A 14215-nucleotide genomic window follows, 5' to 3' on the forward strand; every position below is an offset into this window, starting at 1 on the left:
GGCGTCACGCGAGTCGCGGTTCACGGGAAGCCACGCTGATCGCGCATGTGGAGTGATCCCTCGCCCCGCGTGCGGGGAGAGGGTGCCGAAGGCGGGTGAGGGGCGAACGGAGCAGGGGCACTGCTGCGCCTGTACAAGCACCGCGCTCTGCCCCTCATCCGCCCGCTGGGCACCTTCTCCCCGCCATGCGGGGAGAAGGAAACAAGCTTCAGCTCGACAGATGCTCGATCGCCGCCACCGCGCGGAAGCGATCAGCCAGGCGCTTCAGCAGGGCCAGGCGATTGGCACGCACGGCCGGGTCGTCGGCGTTGACCATCACGCTGTCGAAGAACGCATCGACCTGCGGCCGCAGGCGGGCGAGGTGGTTCAACACGGTGACGTAGTCGTGGTGGTGCAGGGCTTCGTCCGTCTCGCCGAGCACCGCTTCCACCGCTTCGGCCAGCGCGCTCTCGGCCGGGTCGGTCAGCAGCGCGCGGTCGATCGCATGCGGGATGGCGATGTCGGCCTTCTTCAGGATGTTGCCGATGCGCTTGTTGGCGGCGGCCAGCGCTTCGGCTTCGGGCAGTGCGGCGAAGGTGCCGATGGCGTCGAGGCGCGTGTCGAAGTCGTAGAGGGAGGCGGGCTTCAGTTCGGCGACCGCGTTGAAGTGCGCGGCAGGCACGCCCTTCTCGGCATAGTAGCTGCGGAGGCGGTCGAGGATGAAGTCGTAGATTTCAATCGCGATGTCTTCGTTATCACGCATTTGCGTACTGCCGACCTGCACATTGGCAACGACTACGCCCTTCTTCTTCGCATCTTCTGCGTCCGACAACTGCTTTTCTGCTTTGACGAAAAGCATCGCGTTTGTGGTGGAATCTACTGATTCGGAGATCAAACCCTTTACGTCGAGGGCGAACCCACTCTCGATCACCGTCCTCGCCAACCCCAGCGCATTCCGCCGCAGCGCAAACGGATCCTTGTTGCCGGTCGGCTTCAGTCCCGCCGCGAATCCGCCCGCCAACGTATCCAGCCGCTCCGCAATCGCCAGCACCTTGCCCAGCGGCGACAGCGCGATGTCGTCGCCGGCGAAGCGCGGCTGGTAGGCCTCGTCGATGGCCAGCGCGATCTCCTTCGCTTCACCCGCCGCGAGCGCGTAGTGGCGCCCCGCGATGCCCTGCAGTTCGGGGAACTCGTTGACCATGCGCGACTGCAGATCGTTCTTCGCCAGCAGCGCCGCCTTGCGAGCCTGTTCCGGATCTGCACCGACCTGCGCGGCGATCGTCTCCGCCAGCGCGGCCACGCGCGCGACCTTGTCGGCGACGCTGCCCAGCTTGGCCTGGTAGGTGACGGTCTTCAGTCCGTCGCCCATCGAGACGAGTCCCTGCTTCAGGTCCTCGTCGAAGAAGAACTTCGCGTCGCTGAAGCGCGGACGGATCACGCGTTCGTAGCCCTTGCGCACTTCGTCGACGTTCTGCGATTCGATGTTGGCGATGCCGATGAAATGCTCGGTCAGCCTGCCGCCGTCGCTCAGTACCGGGAAGAATTTCTGGTTGATCTCCATCGTCTCGATCAGCGCTTCCTGCGGCACGGCCAGGAACGCGGATTCGAAACTGCACAGCACCGCCGCCGGCCACTCGGTCAGGCAGACCACCTGCTCGAGGTTGTCGTCGGTGATGCGCGCGCTGCCGCCGGCCTGCGCCGCGGCCTTCTGCACTTCCTCGACGATGCGGGCGCGGCGCGCGTCGGCATCGACCAGCACCTTGGCGCCACGCAGCGCATCCACGTAATCATCTGGCTGGCCGATCCAGACCGGCTTGTCGTGTTCGAAGCGATGGCCGCGGCTCATGCGGTCGGATTTCACGCCGAGCACCTCGGCGTCCACCACGTCCTTGCCCAGCAGCAGCACCAGCCAGTGCACCGGCCGCGCGAACGCGTAGTCGTGGTCGCCCCAGCGCATCGGCTTGGGAATCGGCATGCCGGCCAGCGCCTCGCGCACGATATCGGCCAGCAGGTCGGCGGTCTTCGCGCCCGGCTTCACCGAACGATGGACGAAGCGCTCGCCCTTGCCGTCGGTGGTGCGCTCCAGCGCGGTCCAGTCGATGCCCGCTTTCGCAGCGAAACCTTCCAGCGCCCGGGTCGGTGCCCCGTTCGCGTCCAGCGCGATGTTGAGGTACGGGCCGAGCACTTCGGATGTCTGCTCGGGCTGTTCCACGTCCACGGCCGGCAGCAGCAACGCCAGGCGGCGCGGCGTGTACAGCGGCTTGGCGTCGCCGCGCTCGTGGCCGATGCCACGCTTGTCGAGCGCCGCGATCACGCCATCGAAGAAGGCCTGCGCCAGGCCCGGCAGTGCCTTGACCGGCAGTTCTTCGGTGCCCAGTTCGATCAGCAGGGGTTTTTGTTCGCTCATGTGCATGCAACCTTGCGTTGTTCCCATCTCCCTGCGGGAGAAGGTGCCCGAAGGGCGGATGAGGGTGCGGCGGAGTCATTGGGGGTGAACGATCCGGATTCCGCCGTACCCTCTCCCCAACTCCTCTCCCGGTGGGAGAGGGGCTTCAAGCAGATTCTTTCTTCAAACCAGGAAAACCCAGTTTTTCGCGCTGCGCGTAGTAAGCCTCGGCCACCCCCTGCGCCAGCTTGCGCACGCGCAGGATGTAGCGCTGGCGCTCGGTGACCGAGATCGCGCGTCGCGCGTCCAGCAGGTTGAAGCTGTGGCTGGCCTTGCAGACCTGCTCGTAGGCGGGGAGCGGCAGGCCGGCCTCGACCAGCTTCAGCGCTTCGTTCTCGCAGGCGTCGAAGCGGTGGAACAGTTCTTCCACGTCGGCGTGCTCGAAGTTGTACGTGCTCTGTTCCACCTCGTTCTGGTGGTACACGTCGCCGTACTTCACCACGCCCTGCGGGCCGACCGTCCATACCAGGTCGTAGACGTTGTCGACGTTCTGCAGGTACATGCAGAGGCGCTCGAGACCGTAGGTGATCTCGCCCAGTACCGGCCGGCATTCCAGGCCACCGGCCTGCTGGAAGTAGGTGAACTGGGTGACTTCCATGCCGTTGAGCCAGACCTCCCAACCCAGGCCCCAGGCGCCGAGCGTCGGCGACTCCCAGTTGTCCTCGACGAAGCGCAGGTCGTGCACGCGCGGATCGATGCCCAGCGCCTTCAACGACCCCAGGTACAACTCCTGGATGTTGTCGGGGTTGGGCTTCATCACCACCTGGTACTGGTAGTAGCGCTGCAGGCGATTGGGGTTCTCGCCGTAACGGCCGTCGGTCGGTCGGCGGCTGGGCTGCACGTAGGCGGCATTCCACGGCTCGGGCCCGAGCGCGCGCAGGAAGGTGGCGGGATGGAAGGTGCCGGCGCCGACTTCCAGGTCCAGCGGCTGGATCAGCACGCAGCCCTGGTCGGCCCAGTACTGGTTCAGGGTCTGGATCAGCGCCTGGAAACTCAGGCCCTGGAAGGTGGTTACCGGTGAAATGGTTTGTCCGGCCATCGCGTTATCGTGCACTGCGGAAAAGCGGGCTAGTATACGGGCAAGCCCTTGTCCTTCCGCCGTTTTCCGCCCGTTCGCCGCCGTCGTGGATATGTCCGTGAAAGCCCCTTTCCTCATCGTCGAAACCGGCCAGCCGGTGCGCTCGATGCGGCGTTATGGCGGCTTCCCGCACTGGATCCGCGTGGCCGCCGGGCTGGAGGCGCACGAGACCGTGGTGGCGAATGTGGAGCGCGGCGATGCGCTGCCATCGCGCGAAGGCTTCGCCGGCGTCATCGTCAGCGGCTCGGCCGCCATGGTCACCGACCGCGCCGACTGGAGCGAGCGCAGTGCCGACTGGCTGCGCGACGCCGCCCACGAGGGCCTGCCGCTGCTCGGTATCTGCTACGGGCACCAGTTGCTGGCGCATGCGCTGGGTGGCGAGGTCGCGTACAACCCGGCCGGGCGCGAATCCGGCACGGTCCACATCGACCTGCACCCGCAGGCACAGGACGATCCGCTCTTCGCCGCGCTGCCGCGCAAGTTCACGGCCCACGCCACCCATGTACAGACCGTGGCCCGGCCGCCGGATGGCGCGACCGTGCTGGCCCGGTCCGAGCAGGACGACTGCCATGCGTTCCGCTGGCGCGATCGCGCCTGGGGCGTGCAGTTCCATCCCGAATTCGCCACCCACCACATGCGCGGCTACGTGCACGCCCGCGCCGAGCACCTGCGCAGCGAGGGCCGCTGCCCCGGCACCATCGCCCGCGGCGTGACGGCGGCGCCGCAAGCCCGCAAACTATTGCGGCGGTTCGTCCGCCATGCGCGTGGCCTGCACGCGCGCTGAGCCTTCCTGCTGTACTTCTCCCAGAGATCCCCGATGTCGACGATCAACAAGGTGCCGGCCAGTGCCGGCGCGGAATGGCTGCTGGCGGGCTTCGCGCTGCTGAAGCGCGCGCCGGTGCCGCTGGCGACGCTGGCGGTGCTGTGGGGCTTGTTGTCGATGGGCGTGGCGCTGGTGGCGGTCTCGGTGCCGGCGATGACGCTGGCGATGCAGTTCCTGCTGGTGCTGGCGGGGCCGCTGTTCTTCGCCGGCATGCTCTGGGCCGTGCGCGAAGTCGACCAGGGTCGCGCGGCGCAGCCGTCGAACCTGCTGCAACCGGTCCGCGACGGTCATGCGCCGGCGCTGCTGGCTACCTTGTTGCCGCAACTGCTGGCGGCACTGGCCATGGGTGCGCTGCTGTTCGTGCTCGTGGGCACCGAACAGTTGCAGCACCTGGCGGACGTCTACCAGAAGATGCAGACCATCGCGGCCGCCGGCGGCCAGCCCGATCCTTCGCTCGTCGAAGGCCTGCCCGCCGGACGCCTGTTGCTGTGGCTGCTCCTGGTGGCGGTGGCCTTCGTGGCGGTGAAGTGGATGACGTTCATCGCCTCGCCCCAGATCCTGTTCTCGAGCACGCCTGTGATGGACGCGATGCGCAACAGCCTGCGTGCCTGCCTGCACAACTGGACCGCGATGCTGGTGTTCTACCTGCTGGCCGGCATCGCCATCTTCGCCATCGGCATGGGCTCCTTCCTGGTCGCGTCGATCCTGGCATTGGCGGTGGGCGCGGCGATCGCGATGGGGTTGTGGCAGTTCACCCTGATGGCGCTGGTGATGCCGGTGCTGGCCGGCGCGGCGTACGCGGCGTGGCGGCAGATGCTGGGTGAAGGCGCGGATGCGGCGGGTGTGCCGACGGCGCCGTCGCGGATCGAGGTTTAGGCCACAGGCCGAGACCGGCGCAGACGCCCACTCCGCATTCCCTAGAGCCGGGCTTGCTCGGCCGAGCCGCCGGCCAACGTCGGTCGGAGCAGCGGAGCAAGCGCGGCGCTACGACAAGCGATCACTTGCGGTCGAGGCAGCATCGCTTGCAGAGCCGCGCGACTACGACGCTTCGGGCCCCGGCTTCGGTTTGAGCCATCCGGCCGCGATGATGCCAAGTTCGTACAGCAGGCACATCGGGATCGCGAGCATCAGTTGCGACACCACATCGGGGGGGGTGATCAGTGCGGCGATGACGAAGACACCGACGATTGCGTAGCCGCGACCTTCGCGGAGCTGCTGCGGCGTCACCCAGCCCAGCAGCACCATGATCACCAAGGCCACGGGCAGCTCGAAGCTCACGCCGAAGGCCAGGAAGATCACCATCACGAAGTCCAGGTACTTCGCCGGGTCAGGCGCCAGCGTCACGATGTCGGGCGTGAACACCGTCAGTGCGTGGAACACGCTGGGCAGCACGAGGAAGTAGGCGAACGCGCACCCCGCGTAGAACAGCACGATGGCTGACACCAGCAGCGGCATCGCCAGGCGCTTCTCATGCCTGTAGAGGCCGGGCGCGACGAAGCTCCATGCCTGGTACAGCAACCAAGGCGAGGACAGGAACAACGCGAGGAAGAACGCCAGTTTGATCGGCGCGAAGAACCCGGACGTCGGGTCGCTGGCGATCATCTGCGTCGCCTGGCCTGCGGGCAGCTGCGAAATCAGGGGCTGCGCCAGATGGTCGTACAGCTGCCGGACGAAGGGAAGCAGCGCCAGCAGGATGATGCCGGTGCCCGCCAGCCCGCGTACCAGCCGCGTGCGCAGTTCCAGCAGATGCTCCATCAGGCTGCTTTCGGCTTCCTGATCCGGGGAGGCGCGATTCATCGCGTTTCCTTCGGCGGGAAGAGGTCGGCCGTGGTGCCTGCATCCGGTGCCGGCGCATCGCTTGCCGGCAGGCCGTGCTGCGTATCGGTCGTCGCGATCGGCGTACGCTCCTCGTCCACGCCGACGGCCGGATCCGGATCGGGCGACACCTCCGGTGGCCTGGCGAGGGCCGGTGGCGTGATGGCGGATTCGACGTCGTCGCGAAGCGCCTTGGCGTCCTCGCGCGCCGCCTGGCGCACGTCCTCGAACTGGCGTTCGGTCTCGCGCGCGCTGTCGCGGATACGCTGCTCGGTATCGCGCAGGGCGTCCTGAGCATCCTTGAGGTTGCGCTTGAGTTCTTCGGACGCGAGCTCGCGCTCCAGCTCGTCCTTCACCGAGTACCACTGCGCGCGGGCGCGTCGTACCCACAGGCCGGCGAACCGCGCCGCCTTGGGCAGGCGCTCGGGGCCGAGCACGATCAACGCGACGACCGCGATGACCAGCAGTTCACTGAAACCGATATCGAACATGGTCGCGGCGGACGTCCCGCCGGATCAGCGGGCGTCGCGGTCGCGCTCTTTGGCGGCGTCGGATGCGTCGCTGCGCGACTGGTCATCGAGCTGGCCGGCGGGCTTGTCGTCGTCCTTCATGCCCTTCTTGAAACCCTTGACCGCTTCGCCTAGGTCCTGACCGGCATTGCGCAGGCGCTTGGTGCCGAAGACGAGCAACACGACCACCAGCACGATGATCCAATGCCAGATGCTCAAACCGCCCATGGTGTGCTCGCAGGAAAGTTGGGGCGCTCAGGATAGCGCAGGCAGACCGCCGGGATGGCGATCCACCGCCCATTACTTCCGTTACGGGGTGCCATCCAGCGGTTCGGTGCGCACCTCGCCGTCCTGCACGGGCTCGAATCCCTGCGCTTGGGCCGGGGCTTCGACGACCACCGGCGCGACGGCGGGCGCAGGTGCGCGCGGAGCGGCCGATGCCGTTACGCCGGTCGTGCCACGGTTGCCGCGTGCCAGTTCGGTGACTTCCTCCAGCTCGTCGCGGAAGCCGACCACCGCATCCGATGGCTGCCCGGCGCGGCTCTCGAAGATGGCGCGAGGCGTGGCGGCGCTGCCGTAGACCGAGGTGTTGGCTTCGTCGTCGATCTGCAGCACCGCGCCATCGAGCGCCACCCCGGCGAACAGACCGCGCGCCCGCGACCACGACCAGATCTCGGCCTTCAGCTGGCCGTCGGTGGATGCGCTGGCGTTGCGGCCCACCGGACCGGCGGCCACGCCTGCGTCGGCGCCGAGGGTGAACTTGCCGTTGACGATGGAGTCGAGCGAGCGGTCGTTGCGGAACACCAGCACCACGTCCGACGACTGCACGCCAGCCTGGAAGCCGATGCTGCCACCGGTGAGCTTGATGAAGACCGGCTGCGACCAGCTGCCGTCCGGGTTCTTCACCGACATCAGGCCGTGGCCGCGACGGCCGCCGATCACCAGCCCCGCCTTCAGCGTGTCGGGGATCACGACGATCGCCCGCCCTTCGTCGAGCAGCTTGTCGGGAATGCCGTTTTCCGGAATGCGCTGGATTTCGTTGAGCACGCGCACTGCATTGGCGGCGCGCTCGTCTTCCTTCGGCCCCGCGATGGCCTGGCCGGCGAACAGGGCGGCGGCCAGCGCGAGCGCGGTGGGCGGCAGCAGGCGACGGGAGGTGCGGTTCATGGCGGCTCCATAAGGGGGTTTCGCAGCAGGACGCTGCAACTGCTTGAAAGTAGGCGCGCAGGGATGAATCGGTGCTGACAGCGGGCGCCGACCACCGGTGGCGCAAGACCGGCTCGGTGCGATGCAGGGGCTCTGCCACAATACGCGGATGTCCGACACGCCCACCGCCCTGCTCGTCGTCAACCTCGGTACGCCCGAGGCGCCGACACCCCGCGCCGTCCGGCGCTACCTGGCCGAATTCCTGCACGACCATCGCGTGGTGCAGCTGACGCGATGGCTATGGTGCCCGCTGCTGCACTTCCTGATCCTGCCGCTGCGGGGACCGAAGGCGGCCGCGAAGTACGCCAGCATCTGGCTGCCCGAGGGTTCGCCGCTGGCCGTGTACACGCGTCGCCTGGCCGTTGCGCTGCAGGCACGGTTGCCGGCATGGCGCGTGCGGGATGCGATGCGCTACGGCGAGCCATCGGTGGCCAGCCGCCTGCAGGCGCTGCGGGCCGAGGGCATCCGCCGCGTGGTCGTGCTGCCGCTGTATCCGCAGTACTCCACGACCACCACCGAGTCGGTGCGCGACGTGGTCGTGCGCGAGGCGACGGGCTTGGAGGTGCGCTTCATCGAGGACTATTCCGTCGATGCCGGTTGGGTGCAGGCGGTCGTCGATGCGATCCGCCAATGGCGCGCGCGGCAGGGGGCGGGCGAGCACCTGCTGTTCTCCTATCACGGGCTGCCGCAACGACTGGCGCGCAACGGCGACCCGTATCCGCAGCGCTGCGAGGCCAGCACGCGTGCCATCGTGCAGGCGCTGGGACTGCGCGACGGCGAGTGGACGCTGACCTACCAGTCCCGCTTCGGCAAGGAGCGCTGGCTGGAACCGGCCACCGACACCACCCTGCAGGCGCTGGTGGCGCGCGGTGTGCGCAAGGTCGATGTGGTGTGTCCGGGCTTCGCGGTGGATTGCCTGGAGACGCTGGAGGAGGTCGGTATCGGCTTCGCGGAGCAGGTCGCGCACGCCGGCGGCGAGCTGCGTTACATCCCGTGCCTCAACGATGATGGGCAGCATGCCGATGCGCTGGCTGCGCTGGTCCGCCAAGCGGACGACGCGCGCGCATGACGTTGGAGGCATTCGAGGTCGACATCGCGCTGGGCCGCATCAGCGGGCTGCGCAGTGCGGCGAAGACGGGTCCGCGCGTGCTGGCCCTGCATGGATGGCTCGACAATGCGGCCAGCTTCGTCCCGCTCGCCGGCCATCTGCCCGGGATACAGCTCGTAGTGCCGGACCTGCCGGGCCATGGGCGCAGCGCGCATCTTGCGCCCGGGGCGGAGTACACCAGTGGCGTGGCGGTCAACGCGGCGCTCGATATCGCCGATGCGCTGGGCTGGGAGACGTTCTCGCTGCTCGGCCATTCGATGGGTGCCGGGATCGCCAGCCTGATGGCGGCCGCCGTGCCGCAGCGCGTGGAGCGCCTGGTGGTGATCGAAGCGCTCGGTGGCCTGGCCGAGACCGTCGAACGCACGGCCGACCGGTGGCGCGAGGCGATCGCCGCTGCGCGTTCGCTGCCGGGCAAGCAGCTGCGCGTGTTCGGCGACCTCGCGGCACCGGTGCGGGCGCGCATGCAGGCGAACCAGTTGAGCGAACCCGCCGCGCGCCTGCTGGTCGAGCGCGGGGTACGGGCGGTCGACGGCGGCTATGTCTGGAGCAGCGACCCGCGCCTGACCCTGCCCACCCCGCAACGACTGGACGAGGCGCAGCTGGCAGCGCTGGTGGCAGGCGTCGCCTGTCCGACCACCGTGGTCTACGCGGACCCGCCGCAGGCCTATTTCCCGGAACCGTTGCGCTCGCAGCGGGCGGCACTGCTGCCCGACGGCCGGCTGCATGTCATCCCCGGCACCCACCACCTGCACATGGAAGACCCCGCGACGGTCGCCGCGCTGGTCTCAGCGTTTCTGCTGCCCTGACGCGCCGCGCTTGGCGGAATGGAACGCTACCGCCAGCGCGATATCGCCCTTCCGGATCGGCGCGCTGCTCCGCCACCATGCGGTGGTGGCGGCATCCAGTTCGCTGTCGTCCTGCGCCAGGCGGCGCAGCAGGGTGATGTCTTCCGCACTGGCCAGTTGCTCGTCGGGAAGGTAATACCGCTCCAGCGGAAGCCGCGCAGCCTCCGGCGTGCGGGTCAGGCGTGCAATGAGTGCTATGGCGGCGAAGCCCAGCAGCACGTAGCCGGCCAGGAGGGTGGGAATCGAATCCCGCGCGCTGCCCACCCACGCCACGGTTCCGGCCACCAACAACAGCGCGAGGAGCAGCCTGGCGACACGGTCGAATCGCTGGATCGCACTGGCAGCCCGCCGACGCTCGCGTGCGCGGTTGCCGGCCTCTTCCACCGACAGGCTCTTGCGGCTCATCAGGGCGCGACGGGCATTGAGGCTGGCCGCTGTCTCGGAGGCGGGGACGGCATACAGCGAGAACTTCCGCATCGAATCTGCACGTTCGTCGCGCGTGGCGGAGACGGCAGGGGAAGGGGAACGGGGGGTAAGCGGGCGGTGATCCATGGCGATACCGGCAGTGGGAAGGATCCGACGAGGTGTCGGCGCTCCCCAGGGGGGCCGCCACCATCGGCTCCCCACTGAATCGTGACGCACGTCTCACTCAGGACATGCAATCCCTTCTCATCCGCCCTGGCGGGTCTCGAGGAGACGATGCAGCGAGGCCTTCAGCCGACGCCCTTCCGCATGGAACCAGGCGCGTTCGTCGCGCCAGGCCGGAAAGCGGACTTCGACCTCCCGCCAGAAGGCTGGCGAATGGTTGGCCTGGAGCAGATGGCACAGCTCGTGGACCAGCACGTATTCGAACGCCGAAGGGCGGCCCAGCACCAGCGCCAGGTCCAGCGTCAGGGTGCCATCGGGTGCCAGCGACCCCCATTGCGAGGACATCACCTTCAGGCGGATCTGCCGCGGCGCCCGGGGCAGTCCCGCGAGATAGCCCGGCAGCCAACGACCGATGTCGGCACGCGCTTCGGCCTCGTAGAAGCCGCGCAGCGTCCTCCGCAAGGTCGCATCGCTGAGGCGGGCAGGCAGGAATGCATGGATGCCGTCCTGCTGCCGTTCGATCCGCGCGAAACGTCCCTCGTGCCAGTGCAGCGGAAGGTCTTCGCCGCGCAGCGGCAGGTGGCTCGTCACGCCCGGCGCCCAGGGTATCGCGTCGTCATCGGGTGCATGGCGGGCGAGCTGTTCGCCCAGCCACCCGCGATGCTGCTGCAGGAAGCGGTCGCCGGAAACCAAACTCGCGCGCCACGGCAGCGTCAGCCGTGCGCCGCGTTCGTCGACGCTGAGCTTCAGGCGCTTCGCACGGGGATCGCGGACGCGGCGGACTTCGATGGTCGCGCCGTCATCCAGCGTCAGGTGAACCACATCGCGTTCGATGCTTCGCGGGGGGGCGGGTTTGCGGTGGAGCAGTCGGAGCATGGGCACGCCGTAGCGGTGAACGAAGAAGCCGGCGTAGGCGCCGGCTTCTTCGTGGGGACATCAGGCCGGCGCGATCACTGTCGGTACCGGTAGGCCGAGGAACTGGCCATGGGGCGTCCGTAGGGAACGCCCACCGACGGGGGACCGGGAGGTTGGGAGGCGACAAGCGCGTGGGCCTCCTGACGCCAGCCGGTCAACAGCCGTTCGCAGCGGTTGGCCAAGCCGCGTTCGTCATCGGTGGCGGCGAAGGCCTTGTCGTCGCATTGGCGGATGAACTGCTTGCCGGAGGGCGTCAGCACGTCCGGGGTGACAAGCTTGAAGTCGTGGCGCGCAGCGTGCGTGGACGCCTCAGGCGCCGACTCGGGCGTGGCCATGCATGATCCCGCCGTCGTCAAGGCGACACCCAGGGAAAACACGATCAGGATCGACTTCATCTCACTCTCTCCTTGTGTGGTCGGCAATCGATCCTGCGCCCGCCTCCGGACGCGTGTCAATGCGAAGGCATCCCACCCTCGGACCGCGGACCGATTCAGCTTTCGACCTTGCTGAGCTTCAACGCATGCTCCAGCACCAGGAACAGCCGCTTCAGCTCGCCCGCCATCAGGGCGAAGCGGGCATCGAGCTCGGCGCGCAGGTCGTCGTGTTCGGTGTTCTCCAGCTGGTCGACCGCGCCGTCGAGGAACTTCAGCTTGCGCACGATCAGGTCCTCGCCGAGGACGAACGACACGTGGTCGTCCAGCACCAGCGCGAGCTTGGTGACCTGCTTGCCCGCCTCCAGGTGCTTGGCGATCTCGTCGCTCTGCAGTTCCTGGTTCTGGCACTTCACCACCGCGCCGCCTTCCATCGCATCCTTGAGCTCGCATTCCTCACCCAGCGACAGGCCCTCCGGCAACGGCTCGCCGGCGATCCAGCCAGTCAGCACGCTGCGCGGCGCCACTTCGGCGTTGAGCGGCAGGGCGGGGAAACTGCCCAGGGCGCGGCGCACTTCCGACACCACGTTCTCGCCGGTCTTGCGCGAAGACGCATCGACGGCGATGAAGCCGTGCTCCAGGTCGATCAGCGCGTCGGTGCGCGACGGCTTCACGAACGCGCGCGGCAGCAGTTCGTGCAGCAGGTCGTCCTTAAGGCGCTTGCGGGTCTTGCCCCCGGGCTTGCGGCCTTCCTTCGCTTCGATTTCCAGCAGCTTCTTCTGCAGCAGGTCGTTGACCACCGCGCCGGGGAGGATCTTGTCCTCGCCGCCGACGCTGAGCCAGATGGCGTCGTTGATGCGGTGGGAAAGCGCGTCTTCGCCGCGACCGAACGGGGAAATGAAGCCGCGCGAGGACAGCTCCAGCGGGCCGACCGGCTTGAGCACCGCCTCCGGCAGCAAGTCGTCGAGCTGGGAAAAATCGAGGGAGGTCGGGAAACGGAACAGCGTGAGATTGCGGAAGAACATAATTATCCAGAAGTTGGGAAAAGTCGCTCCTCCCGTGGACGGGCGGAGTGATCGAAACGGAAGCGTTACTGCGGTGTCTCGCCGTCGGCGTGCGGCTCACCGGCCAGCCATGCATGGGCGTCCGGCAGCGGGGCGCCGTCGCGATGGCCCAGCGAGAGGAAGTCGAACAGTCTTGCGTCGCTCAACTGCGACGGACGGATATCGCCCAGCGCGCGCGCGATGGTCTCGATGCGGCCGGGCGTGTCCCGCTCCCAGGCATCCATCATCTTCTTGACCTGCTTGCGCTGCAGGTTCTCCTGGCTGCCGCACAGGTTGCAGGGGATGATCGGGAACGCCTTCGCATCGGCGTACGCGGCGATGTCGTCCTCGCGGACGTACGCCAACGGGCGGATCACCACGTGCTTGCCGTTGTCCGACAGCAGCTTGGGCGGCATGCCCGAGAGCTTGGCGTGGAAGAACAGGTTGAGGAAGAACGTCGCCACCAGGTCGTCGCGGTGGTGGCCCAGCGCGATCTTGGTGAAACCGTTGTCCTCGGCGTAGCTGTACAGCGCGCCGCGGCGCAGGCGCGAGCACAGCGAGCACATGGTCTTGCCTTCCGGAATCACCCGGTTGACGACCGAGTAGGTGTCCTGCTCGATGATGTGGAAGGGCACGCCGACGCGTTCCAGGTACTCCGGCAGTACCTGTTCCGGAAACCCGGGCTGCTTCTGGTCCAGGTTCACCGCCACCAGCTCGAAGCGCACCGGCGCCTTCTTCTGCAGCTGCAGCAGGATGTCCAGCATCGTGTAGCTGTCCTTGCCGCCGGACAGGCACACCATCACCTTGTCGCCGTCCTCGATCATGCCGAAGTCGGCGATCGCCTGGCCGACCTGGCGGCGCAGGCGCCTGGCCAGTTTGCCCTGCTCATGCGCGATACGGCGCGGGTCGACGGCCGGGCGGCGCAGGACGGGGTCGGGCAGGGGCAGGACGGTACTCATGCCTCCATTCTACCCGGCGCCCCGACGCGCCCTTGCCCCGGCGCACGGAGGGGCGCGTCGTGCCTGGCAGCCACCGTCCCGTCGCGTGCGGCCGGCACCGGCGCGCGGTGACGGTGGGGAGGGCGACGGTGTACGCTCATCGCGTGAACATCGACAGTCTCGCCGACATCACCGACAAGATCGCCGCGCTCCGGGTCGAACATCGCGATCTGGACGACGCCATTGCGCGCCTCGTCGATGATGCGGACGCGGACGAAGTGGCGATCAAGCGCTTGAAGAAGCGCAAGCTGTGGCTGAAAGACTGCATCGCGCGCCTGGAGAGCGCACTGATCCCGGACGAGCCCGCCTGAGTTCCGCACGACGGACATGGCGTTGGCCCGCGAGGCGGGCCAACGGAAGCAGGAGCGGGGGGCCGGGTCGAGTGCCCCGCCGTCCACCGTCAGGGCGGCCGGGAGTATGCCACTCGAAAAGGAGCGGTCGGGCGCGGGACGGGCATTCACCAGAGCGATAGCCGCCGCGCATGTCGCCAG

16 protein-coding genes are annotated in these 14215 nt (G+C 68.0%); 5 read left to right on the top strand and 11 right to left on the bottom strand.

The window, feature by feature from the left end:
• Nucleotides 1-208: 208 nt before the first annotated feature.
• Together glyS and glyQ are read right to left on the bottom strand one after the other, a co-directional pair.
• Nucleotides 209-2386: a glycine--tRNA ligase subunit beta gene (gene glyS / locus Q0907_RS12850; RefSeq protein ID WP_299345347.1), complete on the bottom strand. Its 2178-nt coding sequence runs from the start codon at nucleotides 2384-2386 to the stop codon at nucleotides 209-211.
• A 145-nt stretch (nucleotides 2387-2531) separates the two neighbouring features.
• Nucleotides 2532-3464, bottom strand: coding sequence for a glycine--tRNA ligase subunit alpha (gene glyQ / locus Q0907_RS12855; RefSeq protein ID WP_299345350.1), 933 nt, complete (start codon nucleotides 3462-3464; stop codon nucleotides 2532-2534).
• 91 nt (nucleotides 3465-3555) lie between these two features.
• Between glyQ and Q0907_RS12860 the strand changes: the two genes are divergently transcribed.
• Together Q0907_RS12860 and Q0907_RS12865 are read left to right on the top strand one after the other, a co-directional pair.
• Nucleotides 3556-4287, top strand: coding sequence for a glutamine amidotransferase (locus Q0907_RS12860; protein WP_296281636.1), 732 nt, complete (start codon nucleotides 3556-3558; stop codon nucleotides 4285-4287).
• Between the two features lie 33 nt (nucleotides 4288-4320).
• Nucleotides 4321-5202: a BPSS1780 family membrane protein gene (locus tag Q0907_RS12865; RefSeq protein WP_299345352.1), complete on the top strand. Its 882-nt coding sequence runs from the start codon at nucleotides 4321-4323 to the stop codon at nucleotides 5200-5202.
• Between the two features lie 162 nt (nucleotides 5203-5364).
• On the opposite strand, the gene tatC is transcribed toward Q0907_RS12865, so the two are convergent.
• From tatC to Q0907_RS12885, 4 genes are all read right to left on the bottom strand, one after another.
• Nucleotides 5365-6123 carry a twin-arginine translocase subunit TatC gene (gene tatC / locus Q0907_RS12870; RefSeq protein ID WP_299345354.1) on the bottom strand — a complete coding sequence of 253 codons (759 nt, stop codon included), beginning with the start codon at nucleotides 6121-6123 and terminating at the stop codon, nucleotides 5365-5367.
• Nucleotides 6120-6632 (bottom strand): Sec-independent protein translocase protein TatB, encoded by a 513-nt coding sequence (gene tatB / locus Q0907_RS12875; protein ID WP_299345357.1) that lies wholly within the window; start codon nucleotides 6630-6632, stop codon nucleotides 6120-6122. Before tatB ends, tatC begins: the two co-directional genes overlap by 4 nt.
• 24 nt (nucleotides 6633-6656) lie before the next feature.
• Nucleotides 6657-6878 carry a Sec-independent protein translocase subunit TatA gene (gene tatA, locus Q0907_RS12880; RefSeq protein WP_296281632.1) on the bottom strand — a complete coding sequence of 74 codons (222 nt, stop codon included), beginning with the start codon at nucleotides 6876-6878 and terminating at the stop codon, nucleotides 6657-6659.
• Between the two features lie 81 nt (nucleotides 6879-6959).
• Nucleotides 6960-7817 carry a lipid-binding SYLF domain-containing protein gene (locus Q0907_RS12885; RefSeq protein WP_299345360.1) on the bottom strand — a complete coding sequence of 286 codons (858 nt, stop codon included), beginning with the start codon at nucleotides 7815-7817 and terminating at the stop codon, nucleotides 6960-6962.
• Between the two features lie 148 nt (nucleotides 7818-7965).
• Between Q0907_RS12885 and hemH the strand changes: the two genes are divergently transcribed.
• Together hemH and Q0907_RS12895 are read left to right on the top strand one after the other, a co-directional pair.
• Nucleotides 7966-8925: a ferrochelatase gene (gene hemH / locus Q0907_RS12890; RefSeq protein ID WP_299345363.1), complete on the top strand. Its 960-nt coding sequence runs from the start codon at nucleotides 7966-7968 to the stop codon at nucleotides 8923-8925.
• On the top strand, nucleotides 8922-9770 hold the full coding sequence (locus Q0907_RS12895) for an alpha/beta hydrolase (protein WP_299345366.1): 849 nt from the start codon (nucleotides 8922-8924) through the stop codon (nucleotides 9768-9770). Before hemH ends, Q0907_RS12895 begins: the two co-directional genes overlap by 4 nt.
• On the opposite strand, the gene Q0907_RS12900 is transcribed toward Q0907_RS12895, so the two are convergent.
• From Q0907_RS12900 to ttcA, 5 genes are all read right to left on the bottom strand, one after another.
• Nucleotides 9750-10286, bottom strand: coding sequence for a hypothetical protein (locus Q0907_RS12900; protein ID WP_299345369.1), 537 nt, complete (start codon nucleotides 10284-10286; stop codon nucleotides 9750-9752). The genes Q0907_RS12895 and Q0907_RS12900 overlap by 21 nt on opposite strands.
• Before the next feature lie 192 nt (nucleotides 10287-10478).
• Complete coding sequence (locus Q0907_RS12905) at nucleotides 10479-11273, bottom strand: SprT family zinc-dependent metalloprotease (RefSeq protein ID WP_299345372.1); 795 nt, start codon at nucleotides 11271-11273, stop codon at nucleotides 10479-10481.
• Between the two features lie 74 nt (nucleotides 11274-11347).
• Complete coding sequence (locus Q0907_RS12910; protein ID WP_299345374.1) at nucleotides 11348-11707, bottom strand: hypothetical protein; 360 nt, start codon at nucleotides 11705-11707, stop codon at nucleotides 11348-11350.
• 95 nt (nucleotides 11708-11802) lie between these two features.
• The gene (locus Q0907_RS12915; protein WP_296281621.1) at nucleotides 11803-12708 is read right to left on the bottom strand and encodes a recombination-associated protein RdgC; all 906 of its coding nucleotides are present in this window, start codon (nucleotides 12706-12708) and stop codon (nucleotides 11803-11805) included.
• A gap of 65 nt (nucleotides 12709-12773) precedes the next feature.
• Entirely contained in the window at nucleotides 12774-13685 is a 912-nt protein-coding gene (gene ttcA, locus Q0907_RS12920) for a tRNA 2-thiocytidine(32) synthetase TtcA (RefSeq protein WP_299345376.1), read from the bottom strand.
• A 143-nt stretch (nucleotides 13686-13828) separates the two neighbouring features.
• Between ttcA and Q0907_RS12925 the strand changes: the two genes are divergently transcribed.
• Entirely contained in the window at nucleotides 13829-14035 is a 207-nt protein-coding gene (locus Q0907_RS12925; RefSeq protein ID WP_296281618.1) for a YdcH family protein, read from the top strand.
• Nucleotides 14036-14215: the final 180 nt, after the last annotated feature.

The organism is uncultured Pseudoxanthomonas sp. (assembly GCF_947498795.1).
GTDB lineage: Bacteria > Pseudomonadota > Gammaproteobacteria > Xanthomonadales > Xanthomonadaceae > Pseudoxanthomonas_A.

Coding starts and splice junctions, on each gene's coding strand:
- Q0907_RS12865 (WP_299345352.1), top strand. CDS start 4,321: ATGTCGACGATCAACAAGGTGCCGGCCAGTGCCGGCGCGGAATGGCTG.
- tatB (WP_299345357.1), bottom strand. CDS start 6,632: ATGTTCGATATCGGTTTCAGTGAACTGCTGGTCATCGCGGTCGTCGCG.
- Q0907_RS12860 (WP_296281636.1), top strand. CDS start 3,556: ATGTCCGTGAAAGCCCCTTTCCTCATCGTCGAAACCGGCCAGCCGGTG.
- ttcA (WP_299345376.1), bottom strand. CDS start 13,685: ATGAGTACCGTCCTGCCCCTGCCCGACCCCGTCCTGCGCCGCCCGGCC.
- Q0907_RS12910 (WP_299345374.1), bottom strand. CDS start 11,707: ATGAAGTCGATCCTGATCGTGTTTTCCCTGGGTGTCGCCTTGACGACG.
- tatC (WP_299345354.1), bottom strand. CDS start 6,123: ATGAATCGCGCCTCCCCGGATCAGGAAGCCGAAAGCAGCCTGATGGAG.
- glyS (WP_299345347.1), bottom strand. CDS start 2,386: ATGAGCGAACAAAAACCCCTGCTGATCGAACTGGGCACCGAAGAACTG.
- glyQ (WP_299345350.1), bottom strand. CDS start 3,464: ATGGCCGGACAAACCATTTCACCGGTAACCACCTTCCAGGGCCTGAGT.
- Q0907_RS12905 (WP_299345372.1), bottom strand. CDS start 11,273: ATGCTCCGACTGCTCCACCGCAAACCCGCCCCCCCGCGAAGCATCGAA.
- Q0907_RS12915 (WP_296281621.1), bottom strand. CDS start 12,708: ATGTTCTTCCGCAATCTCACGCTGTTCCGTTTCCCGACCTCCCTCGAT.
- Q0907_RS12900 (WP_299345369.1), bottom strand. CDS start 10,286: ATGCGGAAGTTCTCGCTGTATGCCGTCCCCGCCTCCGAGACAGCGGCC.
- hemH (WP_299345363.1), top strand. CDS start 7,966: ATGTCCGACACGCCCACCGCCCTGCTCGTCGTCAACCTCGGTACGCCC.
- Q0907_RS12885 (WP_299345360.1), bottom strand. CDS start 7,817: ATGAACCGCACCTCCCGTCGCCTGCTGCCGCCCACCGCGCTCGCGCTG.
- tatA (WP_296281632.1), bottom strand. CDS start 6,878: ATGGGCGGTTTGAGCATCTGGCATTGGATCATCGTGCTGGTGGTCGTG.
- Q0907_RS12895 (WP_299345366.1), top strand. CDS start 8,922: ATGACGTTGGAGGCATTCGAGGTCGACATCGCGCTGGGCCGCATCAGC.